General features: G+C 59.8%; 18 protein-coding genes and 3 pseudogenes. 13 read left to right on the top strand and 8 right to left on the bottom strand.

Going from position 1 to position 20,712, the window contains the following annotated elements:
• The first annotated feature begins 115 nt into the window (after window positions 1-115).
• Genes ABIB66_RS00195 through ABIB66_RS00185 form a run of 3 tightly spaced genes read left to right on the top strand, consistent with a single transcriptional unit; the run spans window position 116 to window position 3,037 of the window.
• A complete protein-coding gene (locus ABIB66_RS00195; RefSeq protein ID WP_354253977.1) occupies window positions 116-1,054 on the top strand; it encodes a glucosamine kinase nucleotide-binding domain-containing protein in 939 nt (312 codons plus the stop codon).
• A gap of 19 nt (window positions 1,055-1,073) precedes the next feature.
• Entirely contained in the window at window positions 1,074-2,027 is a 954-nt protein-coding gene (locus ABIB66_RS00190; protein WP_354210883.1) for an N-acetylmuramic acid 6-phosphate etherase, read from the top strand.
• Window positions 2,028-2,038: 11 nt separating this feature from the next.
• The gene (locus ABIB66_RS00185) at window positions 2,039-3,037 is read left to right on the top strand and encodes an SIS domain-containing protein (RefSeq protein WP_354210884.1); all 999 of its coding nucleotides are present in this window, start codon (window positions 2,039-2,041) and stop codon (window positions 3,035-3,037) included.
• Window positions 3,038-3,744: 707 nt separating this feature from the next.
• Here the strand turns inward: ABIB66_RS00185 and ABIB66_RS00180 are convergent.
• Window positions 3,745-4,300, bottom strand: a pseudogene (locus tag ABIB66_RS00180) (transposase); the annotation flags it as partial.
• Window positions 4,301-4,594: 294 nt separating this feature from the next.
• On the opposite strand from ABIB66_RS00180, the gene ABIB66_RS00175 reads away from it, so the two are divergent.
• The 3 genes from ABIB66_RS00175 to ABIB66_RS00165 all read left to right on the top strand — a co-directional run bounded on the left by ABIB66_RS00175 (window position 4,595) and on the right by ABIB66_RS00165 (window position 6,634).
• Window positions 4,595-5,203: a hypothetical protein gene (locus ABIB66_RS00175; protein ID WP_354253975.1), complete on the top strand. Its 609-nt coding sequence runs from the start codon at window positions 4,595-4,597 to the stop codon at window positions 5,201-5,203.
• 51 nt (window positions 5,204-5,254) lie between these two features.
• The gene (locus tag ABIB66_RS00170; protein WP_354210886.1) at window positions 5,255-5,869 is read left to right on the top strand and encodes a glutathione S-transferase family protein; all 615 of its coding nucleotides are present in this window, start codon (window positions 5,255-5,257) and stop codon (window positions 5,867-5,869) included.
• 306 nt (window positions 5,870-6,175) lie between these two features.
• On the top strand, window positions 6,176-6,634 hold the full coding sequence (locus ABIB66_RS00165; protein ID WP_354210887.1) for a cupin domain-containing protein: 459 nt from the start codon (window positions 6,176-6,178) through the stop codon (window positions 6,632-6,634).
• Window positions 6,635-6,782: 148 nt separating this feature from the next.
• On the opposite strand, the gene ABIB66_RS00160 is transcribed toward ABIB66_RS00165, so the two are convergent.
• Window positions 6,783-7,196, bottom strand: coding sequence for a lipocalin-like domain-containing protein (locus tag ABIB66_RS00160; RefSeq protein WP_354210888.1), 414 nt, complete (start codon window positions 7,194-7,196; stop codon window positions 6,783-6,785).
• Window positions 7,197-7,285: 89 nt separating this feature from the next.
• On the opposite strand from ABIB66_RS00160, the gene ABIB66_RS00155 reads away from it, so the two are divergent.
• Entirely contained in the window at window positions 7,286-8,242 is a 957-nt protein-coding gene (locus ABIB66_RS00155; RefSeq protein WP_354210889.1) for an MBL fold metallo-hydrolase, read from the top strand.
• Between the two features lie 1,075 nt (window positions 8,243-9,317).
• On the opposite strand, the gene ABIB66_RS00150 is transcribed toward ABIB66_RS00155, so the two are convergent.
• Window positions 9,318-11,060: a winged helix-turn-helix domain-containing protein gene (locus ABIB66_RS00150; protein ID WP_354253974.1), complete on the bottom strand. Its 1,743-nt coding sequence runs from the start codon at window positions 11,058-11,060 to the stop codon at window positions 9,318-9,320.
• A gap of 16 nt (window positions 11,061-11,076) precedes the next feature.
• On the opposite strand from ABIB66_RS00150, the gene ABIB66_RS00145 reads away from it, so the two are divergent.
• From ABIB66_RS00145 to ABIB66_RS00135, 3 genes and pseudogenes are all read left to right on the top strand, one after another.
• Entirely contained in the window at window positions 11,077-12,276 is a 1,200-nt protein-coding gene (locus ABIB66_RS00145; protein WP_354210891.1) for an ABC transporter substrate-binding protein, read from the top strand.
• A gap of 102 nt (window positions 12,277-12,378) precedes the next feature.
• Window positions 12,379-13,785: an FAD-dependent oxidoreductase gene (locus ABIB66_RS00140; RefSeq protein ID WP_354210892.1), complete on the top strand. Its 1,407-nt coding sequence runs from the start codon at window positions 12,379-12,381 to the stop codon at window positions 13,783-13,785.
• A 207-nt stretch (window positions 13,786-13,992) separates the two neighbouring features.
• Window positions 13,993-14,598 (top strand): annotated as a pseudogene (locus ABIB66_RS00135) (tyrosine-type recombinase/integrase).
• Between the two features lie 163 nt (window positions 14,599-14,761).
• Here the strand turns inward: ABIB66_RS00135 and ABIB66_RS00130 are convergent.
• From ABIB66_RS00130 to ABIB66_RS00115, 4 genes are all read right to left on the bottom strand, one after another.
• Window positions 14,762-15,148: a hypothetical protein gene (locus ABIB66_RS00130; protein ID WP_354253972.1), complete on the bottom strand. Its 387-nt coding sequence runs from the start codon at window positions 15,146-15,148 to the stop codon at window positions 14,762-14,764.
• Between the two features lie 205 nt (window positions 15,149-15,353).
• Window positions 15,354-15,908, bottom strand: coding sequence for a hypothetical protein (locus tag ABIB66_RS00125; protein ID WP_354237407.1), 555 nt, complete (start codon window positions 15,906-15,908; stop codon window positions 15,354-15,356).
• 110 nt (window positions 15,909-16,018) lie between these two features.
• Window positions 16,019-16,591, bottom strand: a complete 573-nt coding sequence (locus tag ABIB66_RS00120) for an OsmC family protein (protein ID WP_354210895.1) — start codon at window positions 16,589-16,591, stop codon at window positions 16,019-16,021.
• Between the two features lie 39 nt (window positions 16,592-16,630).
• The gene (locus ABIB66_RS00115; protein WP_354253970.1) at window positions 16,631-17,293 is read right to left on the bottom strand and encodes a hypothetical protein; all 663 of its coding nucleotides are present in this window, start codon (window positions 17,291-17,293) and stop codon (window positions 16,631-16,633) included.
• Between the two features lie 421 nt (window positions 17,294-17,714).
• On the opposite strand from ABIB66_RS00115, the gene ABIB66_RS00110 reads away from it, so the two are divergent.
• The 3 genes and pseudogenes from ABIB66_RS00110 to ABIB66_RS43530 all read left to right on the top strand — a co-directional run bounded on the left by ABIB66_RS00110 (window position 17,715) and on the right by ABIB66_RS43530 (window position 19,665).
• Window positions 17,715-18,677, top strand: coding sequence for an AraC family transcriptional regulator (locus tag ABIB66_RS00110; protein ID WP_354210897.1), 963 nt, complete (start codon window positions 17,715-17,717; stop codon window positions 18,675-18,677).
• Between the two features lie 238 nt (window positions 18,678-18,915).
• Window positions 18,916-19,200 (top strand): annotated as a pseudogene (locus tag ABIB66_RS43535) (PAS domain S-box protein); the annotation flags it as partial.
• A gap of 30 nt (window positions 19,201-19,230) precedes the next feature.
• Window positions 19,231-19,665, top strand: a complete 435-nt coding sequence (locus tag ABIB66_RS43530; protein ID WP_502917415.1) for a PAS domain-containing protein — start codon at window positions 19,231-19,233, stop codon at window positions 19,663-19,665.
• A 6-nt stretch (window positions 19,666-19,671) separates the two neighbouring features.
• Here ABIB66_RS43530 and ABIB66_RS00100 read toward each other — a convergent pair whose 3' ends face one another.
• On the bottom strand, window positions 19,672-19,884 hold the full coding sequence (locus tag ABIB66_RS00100; RefSeq protein ID WP_354210898.1) for a hypothetical protein: 213 nt from the start codon (window positions 19,882-19,884) through the stop codon (window positions 19,672-19,674).
• Window positions 19,885-20,712: the final 828 nt, after the last annotated feature.

The following is a 20,712-nucleotide window of genomic DNA, read 5'->3' as shown; positions in this document are numbered from 1 at the left end:
TGTATTGATCCGAGAATGGCAGTCACGGACTCGTGAGGCGAGTCCCATAAGGCCCTCAAATGTACACCAGGCAGCTTCGGCGGGACCCCGAAAGAAACCTCCGCGTTAACTATCCATGGGAACAAAAGGTACCACGTATCTCGGCATTGATGGCGGCGGAACCCGCTGCCGCGCCCGGATCGAGGACGAAAGCAGCAGGGTACTCGGTGGAGCAAGCGCCGGGCCCGCCACGACGCGGATTGGCTTTGACAATGCTTGGCGGTCCATCATGGAAGCCACTGAAGCGGCAGCCGCACAGGCCGGACTGACGCGCGAGGATTTCGCGCGGATGCACGCCGGAATCGGCCTTGCCGGTCTCGGTCGCCGCGGTGCGGAAGCGGCGCTCAACAAGATCGCGCATCCCTTTGCGTCGATCATCTTCATTAGCGACGGCCTGGCGGCCTGTCTCGGCGCCCATAGCGGTGCGGACGGGGCCATCGTGGTAGCCGGCACGGGCTCGGTGGGTGTCGGCCTGATCGACGGCCGCGAAGTCCGTCTCGCCGGTTACGGCTTTCCCGTGTCGGACAAAGGCAGCGGTGCCGACATCGGCCTGCAGGTTGTTCGACTGGCGCTGCGGGCCGCGGATCGCCGCGGCGAGCTGACCCCATTGCTTTCAGAGGTGCTGGGCGCCTTCGATCATGATCCTTATCAGGCGGTGGCCTGGTCTGAAGAAGCCAAGGCCGCAGACTACGCAGCGTTCGCGCCGATCGTGATGCGGCACGCCAATCAGGGCGATCCGGTCGGCCGTCGCATTGTCGAACGCGCGGCCGATGCCATTGGCGATCTGCTTGATCTTTTTCTGGCGAGAGGAATTGACCGGCTCTCGCTGGTAGGCGGCCTCGCGGATGCCATTACGCCGTGGCTGACGCCAGACCTGCGCGCGCGCCTGAGGTGTCCTGATGCCGACGCGGCGGCCGGCGCATTGCTGGTGGCGCGAGGGCGGCTTGAGTTGCCCAACAAAGACCTGCCCAAGAGAGAAGCTGATCATGAGCAGGCTTCAAAGTTCCGCGTTTGATGGAGCATGGATCAACTATATGGCCACCGAAGAAGTCGATCCCCGCTTTGCCGATCTCGATGCATGGCAGCTCGCGTCAGCGATGGAAGCGATGTGGGAGGGCCAGCTTGCGGCAGTCGCGGCGATCGGCCATGCCCTTCCCGCGATTACTGCGGCGACCGAGGCGGCCCAAGCGGCGCTGGGTGATCATGGACGCATTGTGTATGTCGGCGCTGGCACCTCGGCCCGCGTGGCGGTCCAGGACGGCGCCGAGTTGATGCCAACCTTCGCATGGCCCAGCGAGCGCGTTCACTTCATCGTCGCCGGCGGAGACAGCGCGTTCGTCACCAGCATCGAAGGTGCTGAGGATGATATCGATGACGCGGTCACACAGATCAATGCCGCGCGGCTCACGCCGCACGACGTTGTGATCGCCGTTGCCGCCAGCGGAACAACGCCATTCACGGTCGCGGCGCTGCAGCAGGCAGGCTCTTTTGGTACAGTGACGATCGGCGTTGCCAACAATCCCGGCACCGTACTGCTGGCGTCGGCAAAGTTTCCGGTGCTGATCGAGACCGGCCGCGAACTGATCGCCGGCTCCACGCGGATGAAGGCGGGCACCGCGCAAAAGGTCGTGCTGAATCTGATCTCCTCAGGAATCATGCTGCGCCTTGGCCGGGTGTACCGCGGCATGATGGTGAACATGCAGCCGACCAATGCCAAGCTGAAGCGGCGCGCCGAGGCCATGGTGGCGCAAATCGCGCACTGTGATCCGTCGCACGCGGCACACTGGCTTGAGCAGGCCGAGGGAGACATCAAGACGGCAGGCCTGCTGGCGTTGGGTGTCGACAGCGTCGATGCCGAGACCATCCTGGAAAACTGTGACGGCAATCTTCGGCGCGTGTTTGCCGAGCTCGCCGGGGATCGTGACTCGCATCGTGATCAGCATCCCAAGGCAGCGGCGCGCAAGCAAGGCGGAGCGGTCGAGCCGTGACGACATCCGCGATGGCGAGCGAAATCGGAGAAAGCGCGGATGTTGTCGCCAAAAGCCTTGGCAATCGCCCGGCCACGCGCGACATCGCACAGCGAATTGGGATTGGCTGTGCGCCCCTGTGCGTCGTGTGCGGCCGGGGCAGCTCGGGGCATGCCGGGGTTTACTTGAGATACCTTGTCGAAACGCGGCTCCGCCTTCCCGTTTCAGCCAGCGCTCCTTCGGTGATCACGGCTTTTCGCACGCCGTTGATGCTGCGCCATGCGCTGTTCATCGTGATCTCGCAATCCGGGCGCAGCCCGGATCTTGTCGCGGCGACCAGGTCGGCGCGCGCCGCGGGCGCTCGCACCATCGCCATCGTCAATGCGACGTCGTCGCCGGTGGCTGACGAAGCGGAATTCGTTCTTCCGATCGAAGCCGGCCAGGAGCACTCCGTAGCGGCGACCAAGACCGTGATCGGCTCGATGGCCGCCGGCGCCGGACTTGTTGCCGAGCTGGCGGGAGATCATGCGCTGCGATCAGCCCTCGACAGGCTGCCCGAGCGCCTGCACTGCGCGCTACCGCTCGACTGGTCCGGAATTGCTGACGATCTCACCAAAGCGTCAGCGGTGTTTGTGGCGGCGCGAGGCCTAGGCCTGGGCTCGGCGCGGGAGATCGCGCTCAAACTTTCGGAAATCCTGCGCCTGCCTTCCATTGGTCTGAGCGCCGCCGAGCTGCAGCATGGGCCGCGCGCCGCGTTATCCTCGCGCACGCCGGTCATCGTGATGCGCCTGATGGATGAAACGGCGGCCATGGTGGACGCGCTGGCAGAAGAATTGCGCGGGCAAAAAATCGCGCTTCATCTATGCGGCGGACCGCGTGGCTCGCTGCCCTGGCTGGCCGCGGATGATCCCGCCACCGACCCGATGACCATGCTGATTCCGGCCTATCGGATGATCGAGCAGACAGCCCGGGCCTGCGGATTTGACCCGGATCGTCCACCTCGCCTGAGCAAGATTACCGAGACGTTCTGACGCGTTTGCGTTTGTCGTGGACGGGTTCAGCAAACCGGCGGAGGCGCAACAAAGCAAGTGGATGTGCCTGCGGCTGGCCAATGTCCAGGAAGTCCATTTCACAGATCAGCTCTGGACTGAACAGCCCTACCCCGGTCGGGTTAAACGGTGTGTGGATCAGGTTCACTTGAACGCGTTGCGCGTCAATACCGGAGGTTAAAGCATGAGCTCTGCTTTCGTCCGAGCTCACACGCCGCGGGACTTGGCGGACGGCTCTTCTGTTGTGGAAAGAATACCCGGTCCACACACGCCACTGGGCCGAGGCCAGCGACGACGGGCCGAAATCCAGAACGAGCTGTGGCGGAGAGAGTGTCAGTCAATCCCCATTGATGTATAAGCCGTTTTTCATCCCAGCACATCGACACCTACGGTTCTCGCTACAAGTAATTGGTTCTGGTCCGTGCGTCCCCTGAGGTTCAAGTCTCGGGCGCTGGATGGCGCAGAAAGGAGTGAGAAAGAGCAGCACGGGTCGGCCTTAGAATCTCCCTGCCCGTTGGAAACGACGTTTTCCACTCATTCCAATCGACCACGATATCCCTTTGTGTGAATGGCAGCTTTGCGCCGATTTTGTGCAAAAGTAGGCTGCAATGGATTTGGCCGCTGGGCCTTTCGTTGAGCCGCGCTTTGAAGCGCTGGCCCTGACGCATTTTACGCAACTTGACGCTACGCTACGCGATGCGCAGAACCTGAGCCGGTGGCGGTCGTGCGACCAGCGATGCAAACCGCCTCAGATTCTGGGCGATGGCGGCTAGAACAAACTCATCCTGGGCACCTTGCGGGCCGCGCAATCGGAGCCGACCAAGTTTTCAGGATGCGCTTCAAGTGTGCGAACCTCATCTCGATCTTCTTGCGCTGACGCCGAGAGAGCTCGAAGCCCTCGGTGCCAGCGAACGACCGGGCAACGTCTCGGGCATGCTCATGGATATCGCGCGGGATCTTGCGTGATGGTTCCTTTGGGCAGCACTGCGGTTTGAGCGGGCATACATCGCAGTCGAGCTTGCTTGCACGATACAGAAGGGTCTTGCCCTCGTGCACGGTACCGCTCGTTCCAAGCCGCTTACCACCCGGGCAGTGGTAAATGTCCCCGGTCGGATCATATCGAAAGTCGCTCCGCGAGAAGGTGCCATCATCCCGCTTCGACTTATCGAACACAGGGATAAGCGGCGCGATGCCCTTCTCCTCGACCAGCCAGTTCAGCATCGGAGCCGCTCCGTAAGCGGTATTGTCAATCGGCGTTGGACTGGGACCCCCGATCGGCGTCCAAAGCCGATTGGATGCCGATTACCCCGAATACGGGGTCTTATTCCATGCCGAAACACAGACTGCGCCTTCTTCACTGCCGATTTTAAGCGGTTTGACGGAGAGGATCGCCGGGCCACGATCGACAGGCAAGCCGCTACGGATAGCGGTTTACGGCGCGCCGGGCACAACGGCGGGGACGCGCCGGTCAGTCCTGCTCATTGAGCGGCGGCTCACTCTCTTCATTCCGCCAGCTTGGTACAGGCTTCTGCAATCTCGGTGCGCAACTCGCGCAGCACGTCTTTCGGCTCTCCGTCGCAGGCCAAGGTCTGCACCCGCAATGCGGGCAGGCCAACCGCCGAGCTTCGTCAACACAAGACCAGCCATCTGGTCGATCATGGCTTCATGCGCCTCGCGGCTCACGAGTTCGCGCCGCCTCTCCATCAAACGCAGTGTCAACATCTCGGTCTTGGCCGCAACGTGAGCAGCATCGGCTTCACCGCGCGGCGATTGCTGCCGCTCGCGCCGCAAGTATCGCAGGTAGGCAACGCGGCTCTGGTCGAGCGGGAAGCCACCACCTTGCCGCTGGATCACGCCTTCGGCTTCGAGCTTGCCGATGTAGGTCCGGCTGCAATCGAGATGCGCCAGTGCCGACGCGCTGACGGTCGAGGGCTTTCTGGATCGCGGTCGAGAGAAAGGCTTGGCGACGGACGGGCGATCAATCGGGACGGTCGCAGTAATCGTGTTTGTTCCTGTTGCGTCGCGGTAATTAGCTTATTTACCCTTTGGCGGCATAGCGGACCATTCCCGACCGTGCTGCTGGCTCAACACCGGTCGCGAACGGCCCGCGAGCAAACATCGGGACTACCCGGCCTCGGTTTGTCATGATTTGATAGCCCGCACCCCTGTAGGGCGCAGGCAGGTTGGGGAGGCAAGCTCATGCTGACGTTATATTTCTCTCCGGGCGCGTGCTCGATAGCAGCACATATCGTACTTGAGGAGAGTGGCGAGAAATATCAGGCGCAACGGGTCAACTTTGCCGATGCCGAGCAGCGATCCGAAGCCTACCTGAAGCTAAACCCGCAAGGGCGGGTGCCAACGTTGCTTCTCGACGACGGCGAGCCTCTGGCCGAGAACACAGCGATCCTGCCGTATCTCGGCAAGCGATTTGGCCTATGGCCAACGGACCCGATCACCGAAGCGAGGGTTCTCTCACTCATTGGCTTCTTGGCGACCAGCGTTCATCCCTCGGTGGCCCACATGTGGCGTCCGGAACGGTACGCAGCAGAGCCCTCCGTGCATCCATTGATACAAGATGCGGGTCGCAAGACCTTCGACGGGTATCTCGAGCAGATCGACGGCAGGCTGGCGGGACGACGCTGGTTCTGGGATCAATATTCCGTCGCCGATCCCTACTTGCTGGTGTTCTACGTGTGGGGACTGCGCAGGGGGTACCCGATGCAGGAACTGAAGAACTTTACGGCACTCAAAGACAGCTTGTTGCAGCGTCCTGCCGTTCAGCGCGTTCTTGCGAAAGAGAAGATCGAGGTATAGCGGCGGCACCCCAGGCAACTGCAACTGCAACAACGGATTTTCTCGAACCAGATATTCTCAATGGGTGCGGTCGCGCGGTCCCCGCCCCCTCCCACGAGCTTCACAGTACCTGCAGCCCGACCGATTGCGGAGGGACGCCATCTTGCGGAGGGACGCCATCGTCAGACGGTCACCGCCAGCCGTCGCGCATCCAACTGACATTTCTCAGGAAAGGCCTTATTGTGAGGGCGTTCGCGCACATTAAGGGAGCTCGACGACATGGAACGCGAATTTTAGGGTCGATCACCTCTTTGGTCCGGTCCACTGTTGATCCCGCTGGAGGCCGGTGAGAAATTCCACACCGGCCGCCTCGGTACGCAGTGGAAGATCGATGGTCCTCAAACCGGTGGCCGCTTCTCCGTAGTTCATCATCAGTTACCACCCCGCACGTTGGCAGCGCCCTTGCATCGTCACCACCGCGAAGAAGAGCATTCGTATGTTTTGACCGGCACCTTCGGGGCGTTGCTCGGCGACGACGTTGTCACAGCCGAACCGGGAACATGGGTGTTTAAGCCACGAGGGCAGTGGCACACGTTCTGGAACGCGGGCGACGCCCCGTGCGAAATCATCGAAGTAATTTCACCCGCCGGTTTCGAAGATTACTTTCGCGAACTGCACGCAATTTTCCCGACAAGACCAATGGCCGCGCTACTTCGTCAGAAATATGAACTGGATATTGACACCGACAGCGTCGCTGGATTGTGCGCCCGCTCTGGTTTGATTTGATGCGACCCTTGGCGGAGGAGATGGAACGGGCCATGACCACGGCGAGCGCGCCAGCATCACGACAGGCGAGGCGTCACGCCACCGCGTCACCATCGCAAGCGCTCGCGCGCATCGCGTCATCACCGCGACCCGGTGCGAGCCATCTAACCTACTTCTCGCGCTTCCACTGAAGCGTACTGATCACCCGCTTGCCGGGCAGCGTGGCGCTCGGTTGTTCGGGTGTTCTGATCGTTAGCTCGTCGCCGTCTAAGGCGAAATAGCGAACTTGCTCACGCGCCTTGAAGATCTCGTTCCACGCGCCATCCACTGTCGTGATGAATTTGTCGCGCTCGATGCGGTATCGACCGGTGTATGCGTTCATCGAAGAAAGGAGCGCCGCCGCCTCTGCGTCGTTAGTAGGCGAAGCCTTGCGATCCTCCTTGGCGATGTAAGCCGCCATTGTGTGTTCGGGCGTCATGATGATCCACCGAAAGGCTGCGGTCCCCGCATGGCTCAGTGTCGTCGCGCCGTGAGAGGCATCCCGCTCACCGGCAGCGGGAATCGCATTATCAGGGGGAGCCATCCACGATGGGGTGTCCGCTTATGACGCATTGACTGCCCCACAATTAAAGATGAGGCTCTTGCTTTGATCACCAACGAAAGGTTGCGATCATGTCCAAGGCGTTAGCCTCATTCGTCGGTTTGTTGGCCCTCCTTCTTGGCGCGACAGTCAGTACACAGGTCAAAGCTGAGAGCGATTTTAGGGTCACGTTACTCGGCACCGGCACACCGATCCCCGATCCGGATCGGTTCGGTCCCAGCACGCTCGTAGAAGCCGGAAATCAGAAGCTGCTTTTTGACGCTGGACGGGGCGTTCCGATCCGGGTGCGGCAACTCGGCTTCCGCGAGGGAAAGATCGATGTGCTCTTTCTTACCCACTATCATTCAGACCACACGGCGGGCATCCCTGACATCTGGCTCACGGGATGGTTGGGGAACACCCGGCAGCAGCCATTCCGATTGATTGGCCCGATTGGCGCAAAGTCGCTGATGGCCAACTTGGAAAGTGCTTACGCTCTCGACATCAAAATCCGGCTGGAGGACGAAAAGCTGCCGCCCGGGGGCATCGCAACGGTCGTGGAGGAGTTCGAGAAGGATGGCATCGTCTACGACAAGGACGGTGTGAAAGTAATTGCTTTCACAGTTGATCACGGAGCGGCCATTAAGCCCGCCGTGGGTTATCGTATCGAATACAAAGGTCACGCAGTGGTGATTTCGGGCGACACCCGGTATGACCAAAACGTCATAAAATATGGCACCGGCGTCGACTTGCTGATTCACGAGGTCTGCATCGTCAGACCTGAACTGCTGGCAAATCTCTTCATCCAGCGCGTCGTCGACCACCATACGAGCCCTCGGGAAGCTGGACAGGTTTTTTCGTTGGCCAAGCCAAAGCTGGCCGTCTACTCGCATCTGGTCTTTCTCTCAAGCGACAAGGTTCCTCGGGCAACCGTTGATGATATCGTGGCGGGAACGCGCGAAACCTATGACGGTCCGCTGCAGGTTGGCGAAGACCTGATGTCCTTCGAAATCGGCGATACTGTCATCGTGAGCCAACGTAAACCGTAAGGGCATAACGAACGGGCATCACGGCATCGCCACGCCGAGCGCGCCAGCGTCTCGGCGCCCCGGCAGCGGACGGCATCGCGGCATCGCGTCATCGTCACGCGCGACGGCAGCGCCAGCGTCGAGCGCGCCACCATCGCGCCAGCGTCGAGGCCGCAGGAAGCCCGCACAGAAGCCCGCCACGCCAGCGCACAGGAGGCCACGCGTCGCGGTCATCCACTATCAGCGCATCGAATTTTGTACCAATCCGCAACGCAACCCGGAAAACGTCCGGATTAAATATATTGAAAGAGTGCCGTCGCGCGGTCCCCCCATTTGTTTCCCTCTCAGAGGACCCCAGCTTCATTTGAGCGTTTGCCGCCAAAAGCGGCAACATGACCGTGATCCAGTTCACATCTTCAGCCGAAGAAAAATGATAAAGAGGGCTCATTGCAGTTCAGCTCAAATGGCCTGAGGCTAGATAACATGCCCGCCTTATTTGATCACCTCTACGGAGAGTTCTGCCGTGCCCGCCTCGCCCAGATGCGGAAGCAACTTCTGATATCGCCAAAGAAGCGCGAGGTCCCAGAAGCGATTTGCGATGAAAGCGATGATTTGGAGACCGAGCTAAATCCAGAACAGCGCCCGGATGATCCGCCAGACCGTGCGCAAGCGCGATAGCGCTACGGTCCCTTCGAACGTCTTGACTGCGCAGGGATGCCCCGTGGTGCGCGTCTGTCCCGTCGCGCATCGAATGACGCGCCCAGCCCTTCCGACGCATCAGCGCGCGTCCCTGACGCGTCTGAGCGCGCATCGAGAAGGGATCAGTGCTTGAAGATCGGGAGGTTGCAACCAGAGCCAGAAGCCCTGCGAGACAGGGGTTTGTTGCGATGTGTGGAAGAGTTGTGCGCCTCGTAGATTGGCCCGTAGATTGGGACGTATTTTCCTCCGTGACAATCATCCCGAAAAACCGCAGGAAACTATTGATCGCGCACGGGATTTTCGGCTAATGCGTGACTGTCTATCGAGTATTGCAACAAAATCCGCCAAAAGCGGTCATTCCCTCCAGGTTTGGCTTTTTACTCAGCCCTATCTTACATCATTCCTCCGGTACGCCGGCTAGGCGCATACCCTCATAGAGGCGCTGGCGCATGGCGATCCATGCCGGATTGTCGGAAAGGAAGTTGGCGCTGATGTCGTATCGACGAATAGTGAAGCTGGGATCAAGAGCCCGTCCGGTCTCGGCACAGGATTGCGCGTCCGCGAGATCTCCCATCATGGCCGACGCGCCAGCCAGATGAAACTGAGACAGCGCGAAATTGGGGTTGGCCTCAACGCTCCGGCGAAGCCAGTAGAGCGCCTCAAGGTCTGCGTTGGTCACCAACTTGGCCATCCCGACAATCATGAACCAAAGAAAGGCACGCGAATCGCGCGGGGACAATCGCAACGCTTCTTGAATATGCCCCTCGACCTCCTCGCCACGCCCCAGCGCGTGTTTTCCAAGCCCGATGAACCCATGCGCATCGGCCAAATTTCGACCGAGCGCCAACGCCCGCTGACATTCAGCGATACCCTTGGCAGCGCGGTTTGTCCGGATTTGAACCGCGCCAAGAAGCATATGAGCTCGAGGATGGTTCGGCACCCGCAACAACACATCGTTCAGTGCCTTCTCCGCGACTCTGAAATGTGCCGGTCCGTCGTCGGCCATGGAGGAAGAACCTATCGACAAATTGACATGAGCCGCGGCAACCGCTGCTTCAACATTGTCGGGGTCCAGTGTCAGGGCGCGCACGAAGAACTCTCTTGCTCGCGCCATCACCGCAGGCGTTATTCCTTTGCTAAAAAAAGCCCTCCCCTGAAAATATAGATCCATAGCGTCCGGCCGGAGCGACCGTTCCGCGCGTCGCGCCTCGGCCTTGATGAGCTCGGCGTTCAACGTATTGGCGAGCCGTGATACGATCTCATCCTGCATGTCCAGCAGGTCAGCGGCCGCCTTGTCGAAGCGCTCCGCCCACACTTGTGCTCCAGTTTCCGTGTCGGTCAACTGGACGTTCAGGCGAAAACGGTTGCCGCCGCGCTGCACCGACCCCTCCAGAACATAACGCACATTTAATTCACGGCCGATCGCTCTCGCGTCCACCGCTTTTCCCTTGAACGTAAAGGCAGTGTTGCGGCCGATGACGAACGCGTCGGCGATGCGGGACAAGTCAGTCGTCAGACTGTCGGTCACGCCGTCGACGAAATACTCTTGCTCGAGGTGGCCGCCGATATTGACGAAAGGTAGAACAACAATCGATAGGTGTGGGATAGAAGATGAAGCCGGCGGCTCTTCAACGTGGTCCGGCATCGACGATCTCGCAACGTTCGAAGAGAGTGTGCCGTCGATCGAAGCACCATCTACGATCAGCATGTAGCCCCGGCGGGGCAAAGTTTTCACGGCCGATCGGCCTGCCTCTCCCAAGGCTTGCCTGATGTCACCTATCGCTTGGATCAGAGAGTCTTCCGTGACCTCGCAGTTCAACCACACTTCATCCAGAATCTCTTCCTTACGCACCAGGCGCCCAACGTGCTGCGCAAGGAACCGCAGCACCGCCCAAGCTTGAGGACGCAACGGCACGATGTCGCCGCGTCCGTCAAGCAGCAGTTCGCGAGCCAAATCCACGGTCCGGTCGCCGAGAACGATCGATGGCTGAGATGACTTGAGCAAAAAAGCCTCGCGGAGCCATTCGGAACAATATCGGCCGAATATCGGCCAGGTTTCGGGACGCAACGGCAATTGTACAGCATCATCATGCGGCCCGGGATAGCAAACCTTTCCACCAGCGATCCGAAGGGCGGTCAACGCAAAGCAGGCTCCGATGATTCGTCCGGCTCTTCTCGTCGCGCTAAGTGTTTCAATTTTCAGCGTTTCCTCAGTCGCGGGTGCGGATAAGCGATATGGCCCCGGCGTCACTGATACCGAGATCAAGATCGGCCAAACTCTGCCTTACACCGGCCCGCTCTCCAATCTGAGCAGTTTCGGCCGGGTGGAAGCGGCGTATTTGAGAAAGATCAACGCGTCTGGCGGAATCAATGGCCGCAAGGTGACGCTGATATCGCTCGACGACGCGTACGCTCCACAGAAGACGGCGGAGCAGGTTCGTAGGCTCGTCGAAAGCGATGGTGTCCTGGCGATCGTCGGGTCCATGGGCGGCCCGACCAACCTTGCGGTCGCCAAGTATCTGAACAGTGCGAAGGTCCCGCAAATCCTCCTTCTTGCAAGTACACCCAAGCTGGATGATCCGGAAAACCTGCCATGGACGACAACGTTCATGATGCCTCAACCCGTCGAAGCCAGGATCTACGCGGAGTATATTCTGCGAGCGGGGCCCGACGCAAAGGTCGCCGTCATCTATGAAAATGGCGACCTGGGAAAAGGGCAGCTTGCCGGCTTCAAGGCAGCACTCGGGCCAAAGGCGTCGGCCATGATCGTTGGAGAGGCTGCCTATGACATCACGGAGCCGACCATCGATTCACATATCGTGGCGCTCAAGGCCTCCGGTGCCGATACCTTGTTTCATGCATCCAACGCGCGGTTTGCCGCGCAAGCAATCCGCAAAGCCCACGAACTCGGCTGGAAGGTCCAACACGTGTTGCTGGCCGGCGCCAGCGGCATCGCCACGGTCCTGCGTCCGGCGGGTCTTGCTGCGTCTACGGGGGCGGTGACGGCGCTCTGGCTCAAATCGCCGGAAAACCCGATCTGGGACGACGATGAAGGCATGAAGGAGTATCGGGCCTTCATGAAGGAATGGGCACCCAATGAAGCACTGGAGAACACGGTCTTCGAATACGCGACCGCTCAGATGATCGTCGAGGTACTAAAGAACTGCGGTGACGATCTCACTCGCGAGAATCTCATCCGTCAGGCAACCAACATTCGGGGTTTGCAACTTCCAATGTTCTTGCCCGGCGTGACCATCAACGTGTCTCCATCGGCGCGGATTGGGTGGAGAAAAGCCAGGATGGCACGCTTCGACGGTTCGAGATGGCTATTGCTTGATGAGATCGGTGGCAACTGACGCCCTTGAATCGCCTGACGGCACCCTCGTTTCACCGGAGATGACGACGGAATAGCGTCGCACCCCGTGGTCCGCCAAAACTCAATAAGCAGGCTAGAACGGATGAGCAAAGTCCTTATTTGCGGCGGCGGCGTGATTGGATTATGCGCAGCGACCATGCTTGGTCGCGACGGTCATCGCGTGACGGTCCTGGAGGCGGACCCGGCAGGTCAACCTGCTGCCGCCATCGAGGGGTGGAATTTGTGGGAACGCCCCGGGGTTGCGCAATTCAGGCAACCCCACAGTCTCCTTTCGCGATTTCGGATGATCAGCGATAGCGAATTGCCTGCGCTGACCGATCACCTGCTTGGCGCGGGGTGCGTTTGGGTGGATAATCTCGACAGTCAATCTCTGCCCCCAACCATAGCGGACAGGGCGCCACGCGCCGGCGATAAAATGATGCGTTGCGTCGCCGGTCGGAGGCCGATCGTCGAATGGGCGGTGGCTGCGGTGGCGCAAACCGCGCCGAACGTAACCATTCGTCGGGGAACTAAAGTTCGCGAATTGATCACGGGTGCATCGGCCGTGCCCGGCGTGCCGCACGTCGTGGGGGTGCGCACGACATCTGGTGAACATATCCATGCCGACATGGTGGTCGACGCCATGGGACGACAAAGCCCGGCCGACGACTGGATCGTCGGCGCGGGTGGCCGCAGTCCGGTCGAGGAAGCCGCAGACTGCAATTTCGTCTATTTTACGCGATACTATTCGGGACGTCAGCGGCCTCGCAGGATGGGCCGCACGCTCACATCGATGGGCCTGTTCTCGGTTCTTACACTGGACGGTGACAATGATACCTGGTCGGTCACTTTGTTTACCTCCTCGAAGAACAAGGCGATGCGCGCCTTGCGTGATGCGACCACGTTCCATCGCGTCGTCTCCGCCTGCCCGCAGCAGGCGCATTGGCTTGATGGTGAGCCGATCTCACCCGTTCACCTGCTCGCAGGCGTTCTCGATAGGCACCGGCGGTTTGTCATCGACGGTCAGCCCGTCATCACTGGATTCGCCGCCGTCGGTGACGCATGGGCGTGCACCAACCCGTCCGGCGGACGGGGCTTGAGCGTAGGTCTTCTGCACGCTCAGGTGCTCCGCGATGTGGTGCGCCGACAAATCACCGATCCCGAAGCGTTCGCCCGGGACTACGATGTGGAAACCGAGCGCGAGGTCGGCCCATTCTATCGAAATCAGATCGCTGCGGATCGCGCGCGGATCACCGAGATGAACGCTTTAGAAGAGGGTACACCGGTGCCCGCACCCAACCCGATGATGGCCAGGCTTCTTGTTGCTGCATCACAGGACGCCGACGTGTTCCGTGGCATGCTTGAGATCGCAATGTGCGTTGCGCTGCCTCAGGACGTCATCGCTCGACCGCATGTTGCAGCAAAGCTGGCCGAATTGGATGGCCATCCGTTGCCGCCCGACACGAACATCATCGACCGGCATCGGATGGCGACCCTGCTGAGCTGCTGATCACTTTGCCCCGTCCAAGGTGCTAAACCTCTGCTATGGCACGGTTGGGCATACCTTGTTGCCCATTCGGAACGGCTGCTTTGCGCCAGAAGTGACCTGCCGCGCCTTCACATAAACGCGCAAAAATGGTCGCTGTCATTGAATGAACCGCTCACAAGAGAGCGACGCGGTGGGCGGGATGGCGGAGGATCCCCATGCCTGTACTTCGTGTCAGCTCCAGGCGTCAACCTTAACAAAGGATTGCTCGTCGGCCAGAAGAAGCCTCTCGAACCGAAGCATGTATGGTCGATTCGAGTTCGGTTAGAAATCGCAAGATCAAAGCGCGATCTTGCAATCTTTAATCTAGCAATCGACAGCAAGCTGCGCGCTTGCGATCTTCAAATTACGGCTGGACGACATTTGCTCTGGGTTAAGAGTGCGGCAACGAGCAACGATCGTACAAAAGAAGACTGGTCGGCCAGTCCAATTCGAGATCACGGAGCAGTCGAGGAATTCCGTCGAAGCCTGGCTACCATCGCTCCGAGCCGCCGGTTCTCGATACCTGTTCCCAAGTCGGCTCCATGCGAGCCCTCACATATCAATTAGACAATATGCCCGGCTGGTGCACCGTTGGGTCGAAAGCATCGGCTTGGAGCGAGCCTTTTATGGCACGCATCTCATGAGGCGGACGAAGGCCGCCCAGATTTACCGCAAACCGGAAACCTCCGCGCCGTGCAACTTCTCCTCGGCCATACAAAGTTGGAGAGCACCGTCCGATATCTCGGGATTGACGTAGATGACGCTCTAAATATCGCCGAGCAGATCGAACTCTAACGGCCACCGGCGGCTTCGACGCATCGTGGAGCGTCATTGCCACCATCGCTGTTATCGCGTAGCCCGCGCGTCGGCGGGAGGTCTGCACCACTCATGATCGTAAGACTGGAACGCTCAAGGACGCGCGTTAATCTAACGTGGTATAGTTTTTGCTAGTTTCGTGTTAGCTTGATGGCGCGCTGCGCTGGTTCGCAGCGTCCGCACATTCGAAGCCAACCAACCCCACGAGGAAGACATGGCAAAAAAAGCGAAGAAAGCAAAGAAGACTGCCAAGGCGACCAAGAAAGTCGCCAAGAAGACCAAGAAGATGAAGAAGTAAGCGCGGTTTCCCGCAAGCGAAAGCCGCCGCGGTATCGCGACCACCATCGCTGGTGGGCTTGACGCATCGCAGGATGTTTCTGGCCGAAAACGCGGCGACAATCAGACCGGCCCCATGTGCACACGGCTCAAGAAGCCTACGGCTGATGCACATGGGTCCAGTTTTTTGTGTTCGGTCGTTGATCGGGTCGCCCGTAGCACCGGTGTCAGTCGATTCCTCGGATTGCGACATAGCGCCCTTCCCATCCCTTCGTTGATGGGCGGCGTCGGGGCGCCTCCAGCGCTCATGCATTGACGATAGCGACCGGCTGCTTTGCGCCAAAAGCTGCCCTTGGCAGGCCCGCGATCCAACTTCCGATTTACTTTCGAAAGCAGGCTCAACGATGTCTTCGCCGGAGAGCCGTTCGGTTCGGATTGCGCTCAAGGCTTTTCACGCCCTATTTTGGCGAGAGCGTCACGGGACAAGCCGATCGCCGCATATGCCTGACGAGACTGCCGAAGAGTTTGGCGTTGTCGGACAAATCGCGCAGCTGAATTTGAATGAGGGCAAGTCCCTCCTCGAGCGCCGCGAATTGCTCGAAGAACTGGTCCTCGGTGAATTCCTGTTGCGGGATACCGCCTGTCTTCTTGTCCTGAACGTTACAAAGACATTTCATGATGATGCTCCCTGGTGTTCTGCGTTTGGTTTGGCTCGATTGTCTAACCACCGGGCCTCTCGGGGATTGCCACCATGGATCGGCGGGTTGATCGCCGGCGCCGGCCTTGGTCACGGTCACCTTGCCCCTGTCCCTTTTGCCGGTATCGCCGAAATGCGCGGACTGAGGAGTTGCGACACGTTCGGCGTTGCCGCCTCGCCTGTCATAATGGTCTTGACGGTCGTTATGTCCTTGATGACCGCCGTCGCGGGCACACGCAGCCTCTGACGCCAGGATTACCCCGGTCCCAAGCGACACAGCAAGCATCACCGTGGGAATTGCCTTTATCGTTCGCATTGTAAAACTCCTGTTCATTGCAAGTGCATTGGGAAAAGTCAGATCACCGATAAATTTCTCTTCGGCGCAATCGTAGGGCGGCTCGAACGCACGCAGCGCACTTCGTTCGTTTACTCCACCACGAGTTCGGGTTTCAGGGTCACCGGTCTCGACATGTTGTAGAAGTTCGGCGAGGTTGCCATGACCGCCTGGTGGATTTCCGCGAACTGCTCGGTGGTGCCATTACCCTTGATGCGGACCGTGTAGTTCAGATTCTCGTAGCCCTGTGGCACGGCAGGATCGATCCCGAGGAAACCGCGCAGATCCATCTCGCCGTCGGTCTGGATCGCCAGGCGTTCGAGGGTGATTCCGCGCACCGCGCACTGCGCCGCGTATCGGACCGTCATGCAGGCGTTGAGCGCCGCAATCAGATGTTCTTGCGGATTGGCGAAGCCGTTCGATCCGCCCAGTTGAAGCGGCTCGTCGATGTCAATCGAGAACCGGCGCGGCACTTTGTCTGCGCCGATCTCGAAACTCTCTATTTCCGCGCGGCTGCGCGCCTGGCCCTGCCAGGTCGTGGTTACGCGCCAGTTCGTCTTGCCCTTGGCCGGGTCGCGCCTCACGCCCTCGATCAGGGCAAGCAGGTCGTCGACATTGATGCCGTTGACGACGGTGGGTTGGACAGCCTTGGTTTGTGTGTTCATCGTGGAACTCCTCTGCTGGAATCGGATTTGAGATTTGGATTAGTTCAGCGTCGCAAGTGCCGACTGGATGCGCCGGCCTTGTGCTTCGGTGATCAGGCTCGAGAGCACCTTGCCGAAATGCGGGTGCTGTGCGCCCGAGTGGATGTATTGCCAGCGGTACGCCTTGAGGAATGCGGCCTCGATCGCCCGCGCCTCCGCGTGCCGGACCGCGCGGCCGCAGGTTGCGGTGAAATAGCTGGCGTCGGCCTTGGCCTGGGCCTGCAGGATGCCGTCGACCGCGGCGACCAATTCGATGAACTCGTCGACAGCGATATCACGCTCCTCCACCGTCAACCCGGTGTCGTGGTGCACCCATTCGAGTTCGTCGAGGATCGCGTGCTGGCTTTCCTCTTTCCAGTGAAACAGGAACACGTCCCGGAACAACTCGGAGAGGTGCGGATCGGCGTCGATGCTCTGGCGATAATGAAGCTGGGTGAACAGCTCGATATCCAGCGTCAGTGCCAACACCGCCCAGGTACTCTTGCCAAGCACGGCATGGGCGACGGCGTTGTGATCGACGTCGAAGCGATAGCCGTCGGGCAGGATGTCACCGACCATCGCGTCGACAAGACGGAACAGCGCCTGGTGCTTCAACTCTTCGTCGCTGAACCGCACGAGCGCCTCGAGCGCGACCTGATCGCCGAACCAGTGGTCCTCGCTCAACTCCAGGACTTTGGCATTGATGAAGCGCTCGACCAGCCCGAAGATATTGGCGTAGGTGCGGCCCTGGATCTGGCTGACGTAACGCTTTTCATCTGCCGACAGGGTCGAGAACGCATCCGCCAGGAAAGGCCGTCCGGCAGAAACTTGTGGGCCCTATCGAAGTTGCGCCCTCGGATCACATCCTTGTCGATGTCCCAGCGCACTCGCTTGGACGCTTGAATACAGCGTGCGTATCGTTCGTTGCTGTCAGAGATGCTGCTTATCACGTTCATTTCGATCTCCCTTCGCGAAGTGGCGCGCCGATGGCACATGCCAGTGATCGGCTGATGCAGCGATCTATAGGTCGCCAGACGCGCCAAGGTCTATGATCGGGCTACCTTGAGACATGACTGGAACACCGGCTTCTGATAGTTAGGTCGGCATGGATGCATTATCCGACGTTCTGAGAGTGGCGCATTTGACCGGCGGCGTATTCTTGCACGCCGATTTCTCCGCGCCATGGTGTATGGCTGCGCGCGTCGCACCAGAGCACTGCGCTCCGGCACTCGGGCCAACGTCGCACATGATTCTTTATCACTACGTCGTCGAGGGCGAGCTCCACATCCGTGTTGACGGCGAAGACGGAAAAGAACTCGTACTTGGAGTTGGCGACGTCGTTCTGTTGCCGCGAAACGACTTGCATCTGGTGGGTAGCGACCTGAACCTGCCGCCGGTAGCTGGCAGTGATATTATCCAGCCGCCAAAAGAAGGCGGGCTGTTCACGATCCATCACGGCGGTGGTGGACAACGCACACGGATGATATGCGGGTACCTCGGCTGCGACAGTACCGAAGACAATCCGGTGATCTCCACCTTGCCGTCGCTGCTGAAGCTCGATGCCGAGCAAGGCGGGGCAGCAGAATGGATCCGCTCGACCTTTCAATATGCCGCCGATGAGGTCGCCGCCGGCCGCCCAGGTTCGGAGACCGTGCTGGCGAAGCTCTCGGAGCTCCTGTTCGTTGAAGCGGTGCAGCGTTACGCAGAAAGCCTGCCCCACGGCCAAACCGGTTGGCTCGCCGGTCTACGCGACCCGCACGTTGCGCGGGCACTGGCGTTGCTGCACCGAGACATCGCGCGGCCCTGGAGCGTGGATGATCTTAGCCGCGAGGTCGGCCTCTCCCGGTCGGCGCTGGCCGACCGCTTCATTGGCTTGATCGGCATGCCGCCAATGCACTACGTCGCCAGTTGGCGCATGCAGGTTGCGACCCAGAAGCTGCGCAATACCAACGCATCTCTTGCACAAGTTGCTGATATGGTCGGCTACAGTTCCGACGCCGCTTTTTCCCGCGCCTTCAAGAAGGCGTTTGGGACTGCGCCGGCTACGTGGCGACGGTCAACCAAATAGATCACGTCGGATCCATATGTTCGACCTTTCGTCCGCTGGCATTGCTAAGATAGGTTCCGATGCGCCATGACCGACACACTGCCTGCTTAGCGCTGTTCGTCGCCCTGGCCACACGCGAAGGGTTGCAGAAGCTATCAGGTGCTGGACGAGCGACGGCGGCCAACCGCGCTCACTCTCCTGCGATATTTGAGGAGCTGGCAGAACACACCCTCGTTGGTGTGACAGTAGCCGTCGACGGGGGATCGTCTACGCCAACCGGAAATGCTGCGAACTGTTTGGTTACCCCCGGTCTGAGTTCCTGCGGCTCAGCCCATTGGAGTTGGTCATCGAAGGGCAGCGCGATGCGGTTCGCGAGCGCATGGAGCAACGGCTGCGCGGAGAGACGTTCACTTCGGAATATTACGTGCACGCAGTCCGTAAGGATGGTTCCACCATCGAGCTGGAGGTGCGCGGCACAATTATGGACATCGGCGGCAACGCGGCGCTCGCCACCTCCTTTGTCGATGTCACTGAGATTCGCCGCGCCAAAGAGGAGATCGAAAGGCATGCAGCTGTGGCTCAGCATGCCCAGCGTGAGCGGAACATTGCGCAGCGATATCTCGATGTGGCTGGCGTCATGCTCATGGTGTTTTCAGTCGACGAAACCATATCGCTAATCAACCGAATGGGCTGCAGCGTCCTCGGTTATTCCGGGCCCGAGGACCTCCTTGGCAAAAATTGGATCGATGTTTTTATCCCTGAGGGAAGGCGATCCGAGATGCGGGCGGCCTTCCACTCCTTTCTCGAGGGGACGTCCCCCAGTGGGCCGAACGTTCGAGTGAGTACAAGTCGTCACAACGGCGTGGTCTTTGAGTACGAGGTGATAGGCTCGCTCGTTGCTAGAGGTGCCCACCGGGGCGGTTTTGCCGAGGCGACGAAAATGCGAGAGTTAACACCAAACGTCGGCTCGACGGCCCGCGTCTGGCGGGCCAACAGTTCAACCGCTTGAATCGAGCTAAGTCAAGCGGCTGTCCGGGCCTGGTGATCGGTCGCGGTTTGCTTCGTTTGAAAACGAGCTGGTCAATCTCTCGAGCTTCGATTTCTCTTCGCTCAAGCGCTTGTCGACGAATTGGCGCTCAAAGTCTGTCAGGCTGGTTTGCAATAAGTGGCGATAGCGTTGAATGTTGTTTCGATGCGTTCGCACGCGAGCCAACTGCTCATCAAGCATCATCATCATCCTTTGACGGGCACAAAATTTATTCCGTTTATTGCTTCACGGGGATGGAACGGCCCCGAGGCAGCATTCCACAGCGCCGCTAGAGCGGAGTATCCTCGCCCCGGCGGCACTGATATTTCCCTGGTCGGGTCTTTAAATCCCGGCGCTCTATTCTGTCCGACTTAGATGACAGAAACACGAATAGTCTAAGGGGAAAGCGGCCCGCCTGTTCACGCTGCTGGACCTCCTGCACGCGGGTGTGATGCGCATTGTGTGAAGTAGTTCACAAGCGGCAGATATCGCCAACCATAGTGTGCGCGCTTCAGGTGGAGGGAAGCACCATGAATCCTAGCTGGACGACCTCTCGAATGTTCGCACTGACAGCCGTTGTTCTAGTGGCGGCTGGTGCCACTATGGCGATCGGCACTCCTCTCAAAGTGACTGAGCCGGCTTTGGGAAAAGATTGGCAATGCAGCCGAACGTTGCTGCTTGTAACGACTTGTTCTCACTCAATCGTTCGACCGGAATAAGAGAACTTATTCGGCGGGACTTCACGCCAGTCCACCGCGCGGAGCTGACCGCTGACCGAAGGCGGCGCATGAAGCCGTCCATTCCGAGCAAAGCGCGCAACCCCGTGTGGCTCGACCGGGCCAAAGCGCCAGGCCCCAACTGCACCGAGTCGCCGGCACCTCCCTGGACATTCTTAGCCGGTTTCCACCGGGCTTTGTGAGCGGTGCGCCCTTCTAGTGTGGGTTGGTTTTTTCACTGACCTGTATGGGTTAGCTGATTGGCGCGGCCTTCAGCTTTCCCTTCCGCCGCGAACCTCTGGGACGCTGACGG

The organism is Bradyrhizobium sp. F1.13.3, assembly GCF_040548265.1.
Classification (GTDB): Bacteria; Pseudomonadota; Alphaproteobacteria; order Rhizobiales; family Xanthobacteraceae; genus Bradyrhizobium.
Note: the sequence above shows the minus strand (reverse complement) of the source record. Positions and strands in the feature narration are given on the sequence as shown.

Excerpts from the sequence above, each read along its gene's own strand:
- ABIB66_RS00195 (WP_354253977.1), top strand. The coding sequence starts at position 116 with ATGGGAACAAAAGGTACCACGTATCTCGGCATTGATGGCGGCGGAACC.
- ABIB66_RS00190 (WP_354210883.1), top strand. The coding sequence starts at position 1,074 with ATGGCCACCGAAGAAGTCGATCCCCGCTTTGCCGATCTCGATGCATGG.
- ABIB66_RS00185 (WP_354210884.1), top strand. The coding sequence starts at position 2,039 with ATGGCGAGCGAAATCGGAGAAAGCGCGGATGTTGTCGCCAAAAGCCTT.
- ABIB66_RS00170 (WP_354210886.1), top strand. The coding sequence starts at position 5,255 with ATGCTGACGTTATATTTCTCTCCGGGCGCGTGCTCGATAGCAGCACAT.
- ABIB66_RS00160 (WP_354210888.1), bottom strand. The coding sequence starts at position 7,196 with ATGGCTCCCCCTGATAATGCGATTCCCGCTGCCGGTGAGCGGGATGCC.
- ABIB66_RS00155 (WP_354210889.1), top strand. The coding sequence starts at position 7,286 with ATGTCCAAGGCGTTAGCCTCATTCGTCGGTTTGTTGGCCCTCCTTCTT.
- ABIB66_RS00145 (WP_354210891.1), top strand. The coding sequence starts at position 11,077 with ATGATTCGTCCGGCTCTTCTCGTCGCGCTAAGTGTTTCAATTTTCAGC.
- ABIB66_RS00140 (WP_354210892.1), top strand. The coding sequence starts at position 12,379 with ATGAGCAAAGTCCTTATTTGCGGCGGCGGCGTGATTGGATTATGCGCA.
- ABIB66_RS00130 (WP_354253972.1), bottom strand. The coding sequence starts at position 15,148 with ATGTCGCAATCCGAGGAATCGACTGACACCGGTGCTACGGGCGACCCG.
- ABIB66_RS00125 (WP_354237407.1), bottom strand. The coding sequence starts at position 15,908 with ATGCGAACGATAAAGGCAATTCCCACGGTGATGCTTGCTGTGTCGCTT.
- ABIB66_RS00120 (WP_354210895.1), bottom strand. The coding sequence starts at position 16,591 with ATGAACACACAAACCAAGGCTGTCCAACCCACCGTCGTCAACGGCATC.
- ABIB66_RS00110 (WP_354210897.1), top strand. The coding sequence starts at position 17,715 with ATGGATGCATTATCCGACGTTCTGAGAGTGGCGCATTTGACCGGCGGC.
- ABIB66_RS00100 (WP_354210898.1), bottom strand. The coding sequence starts at position 19,884 with ATGCTTGATGAGCAGTTGGCTCGCGTGCGAACGCATCGAAACAACATT.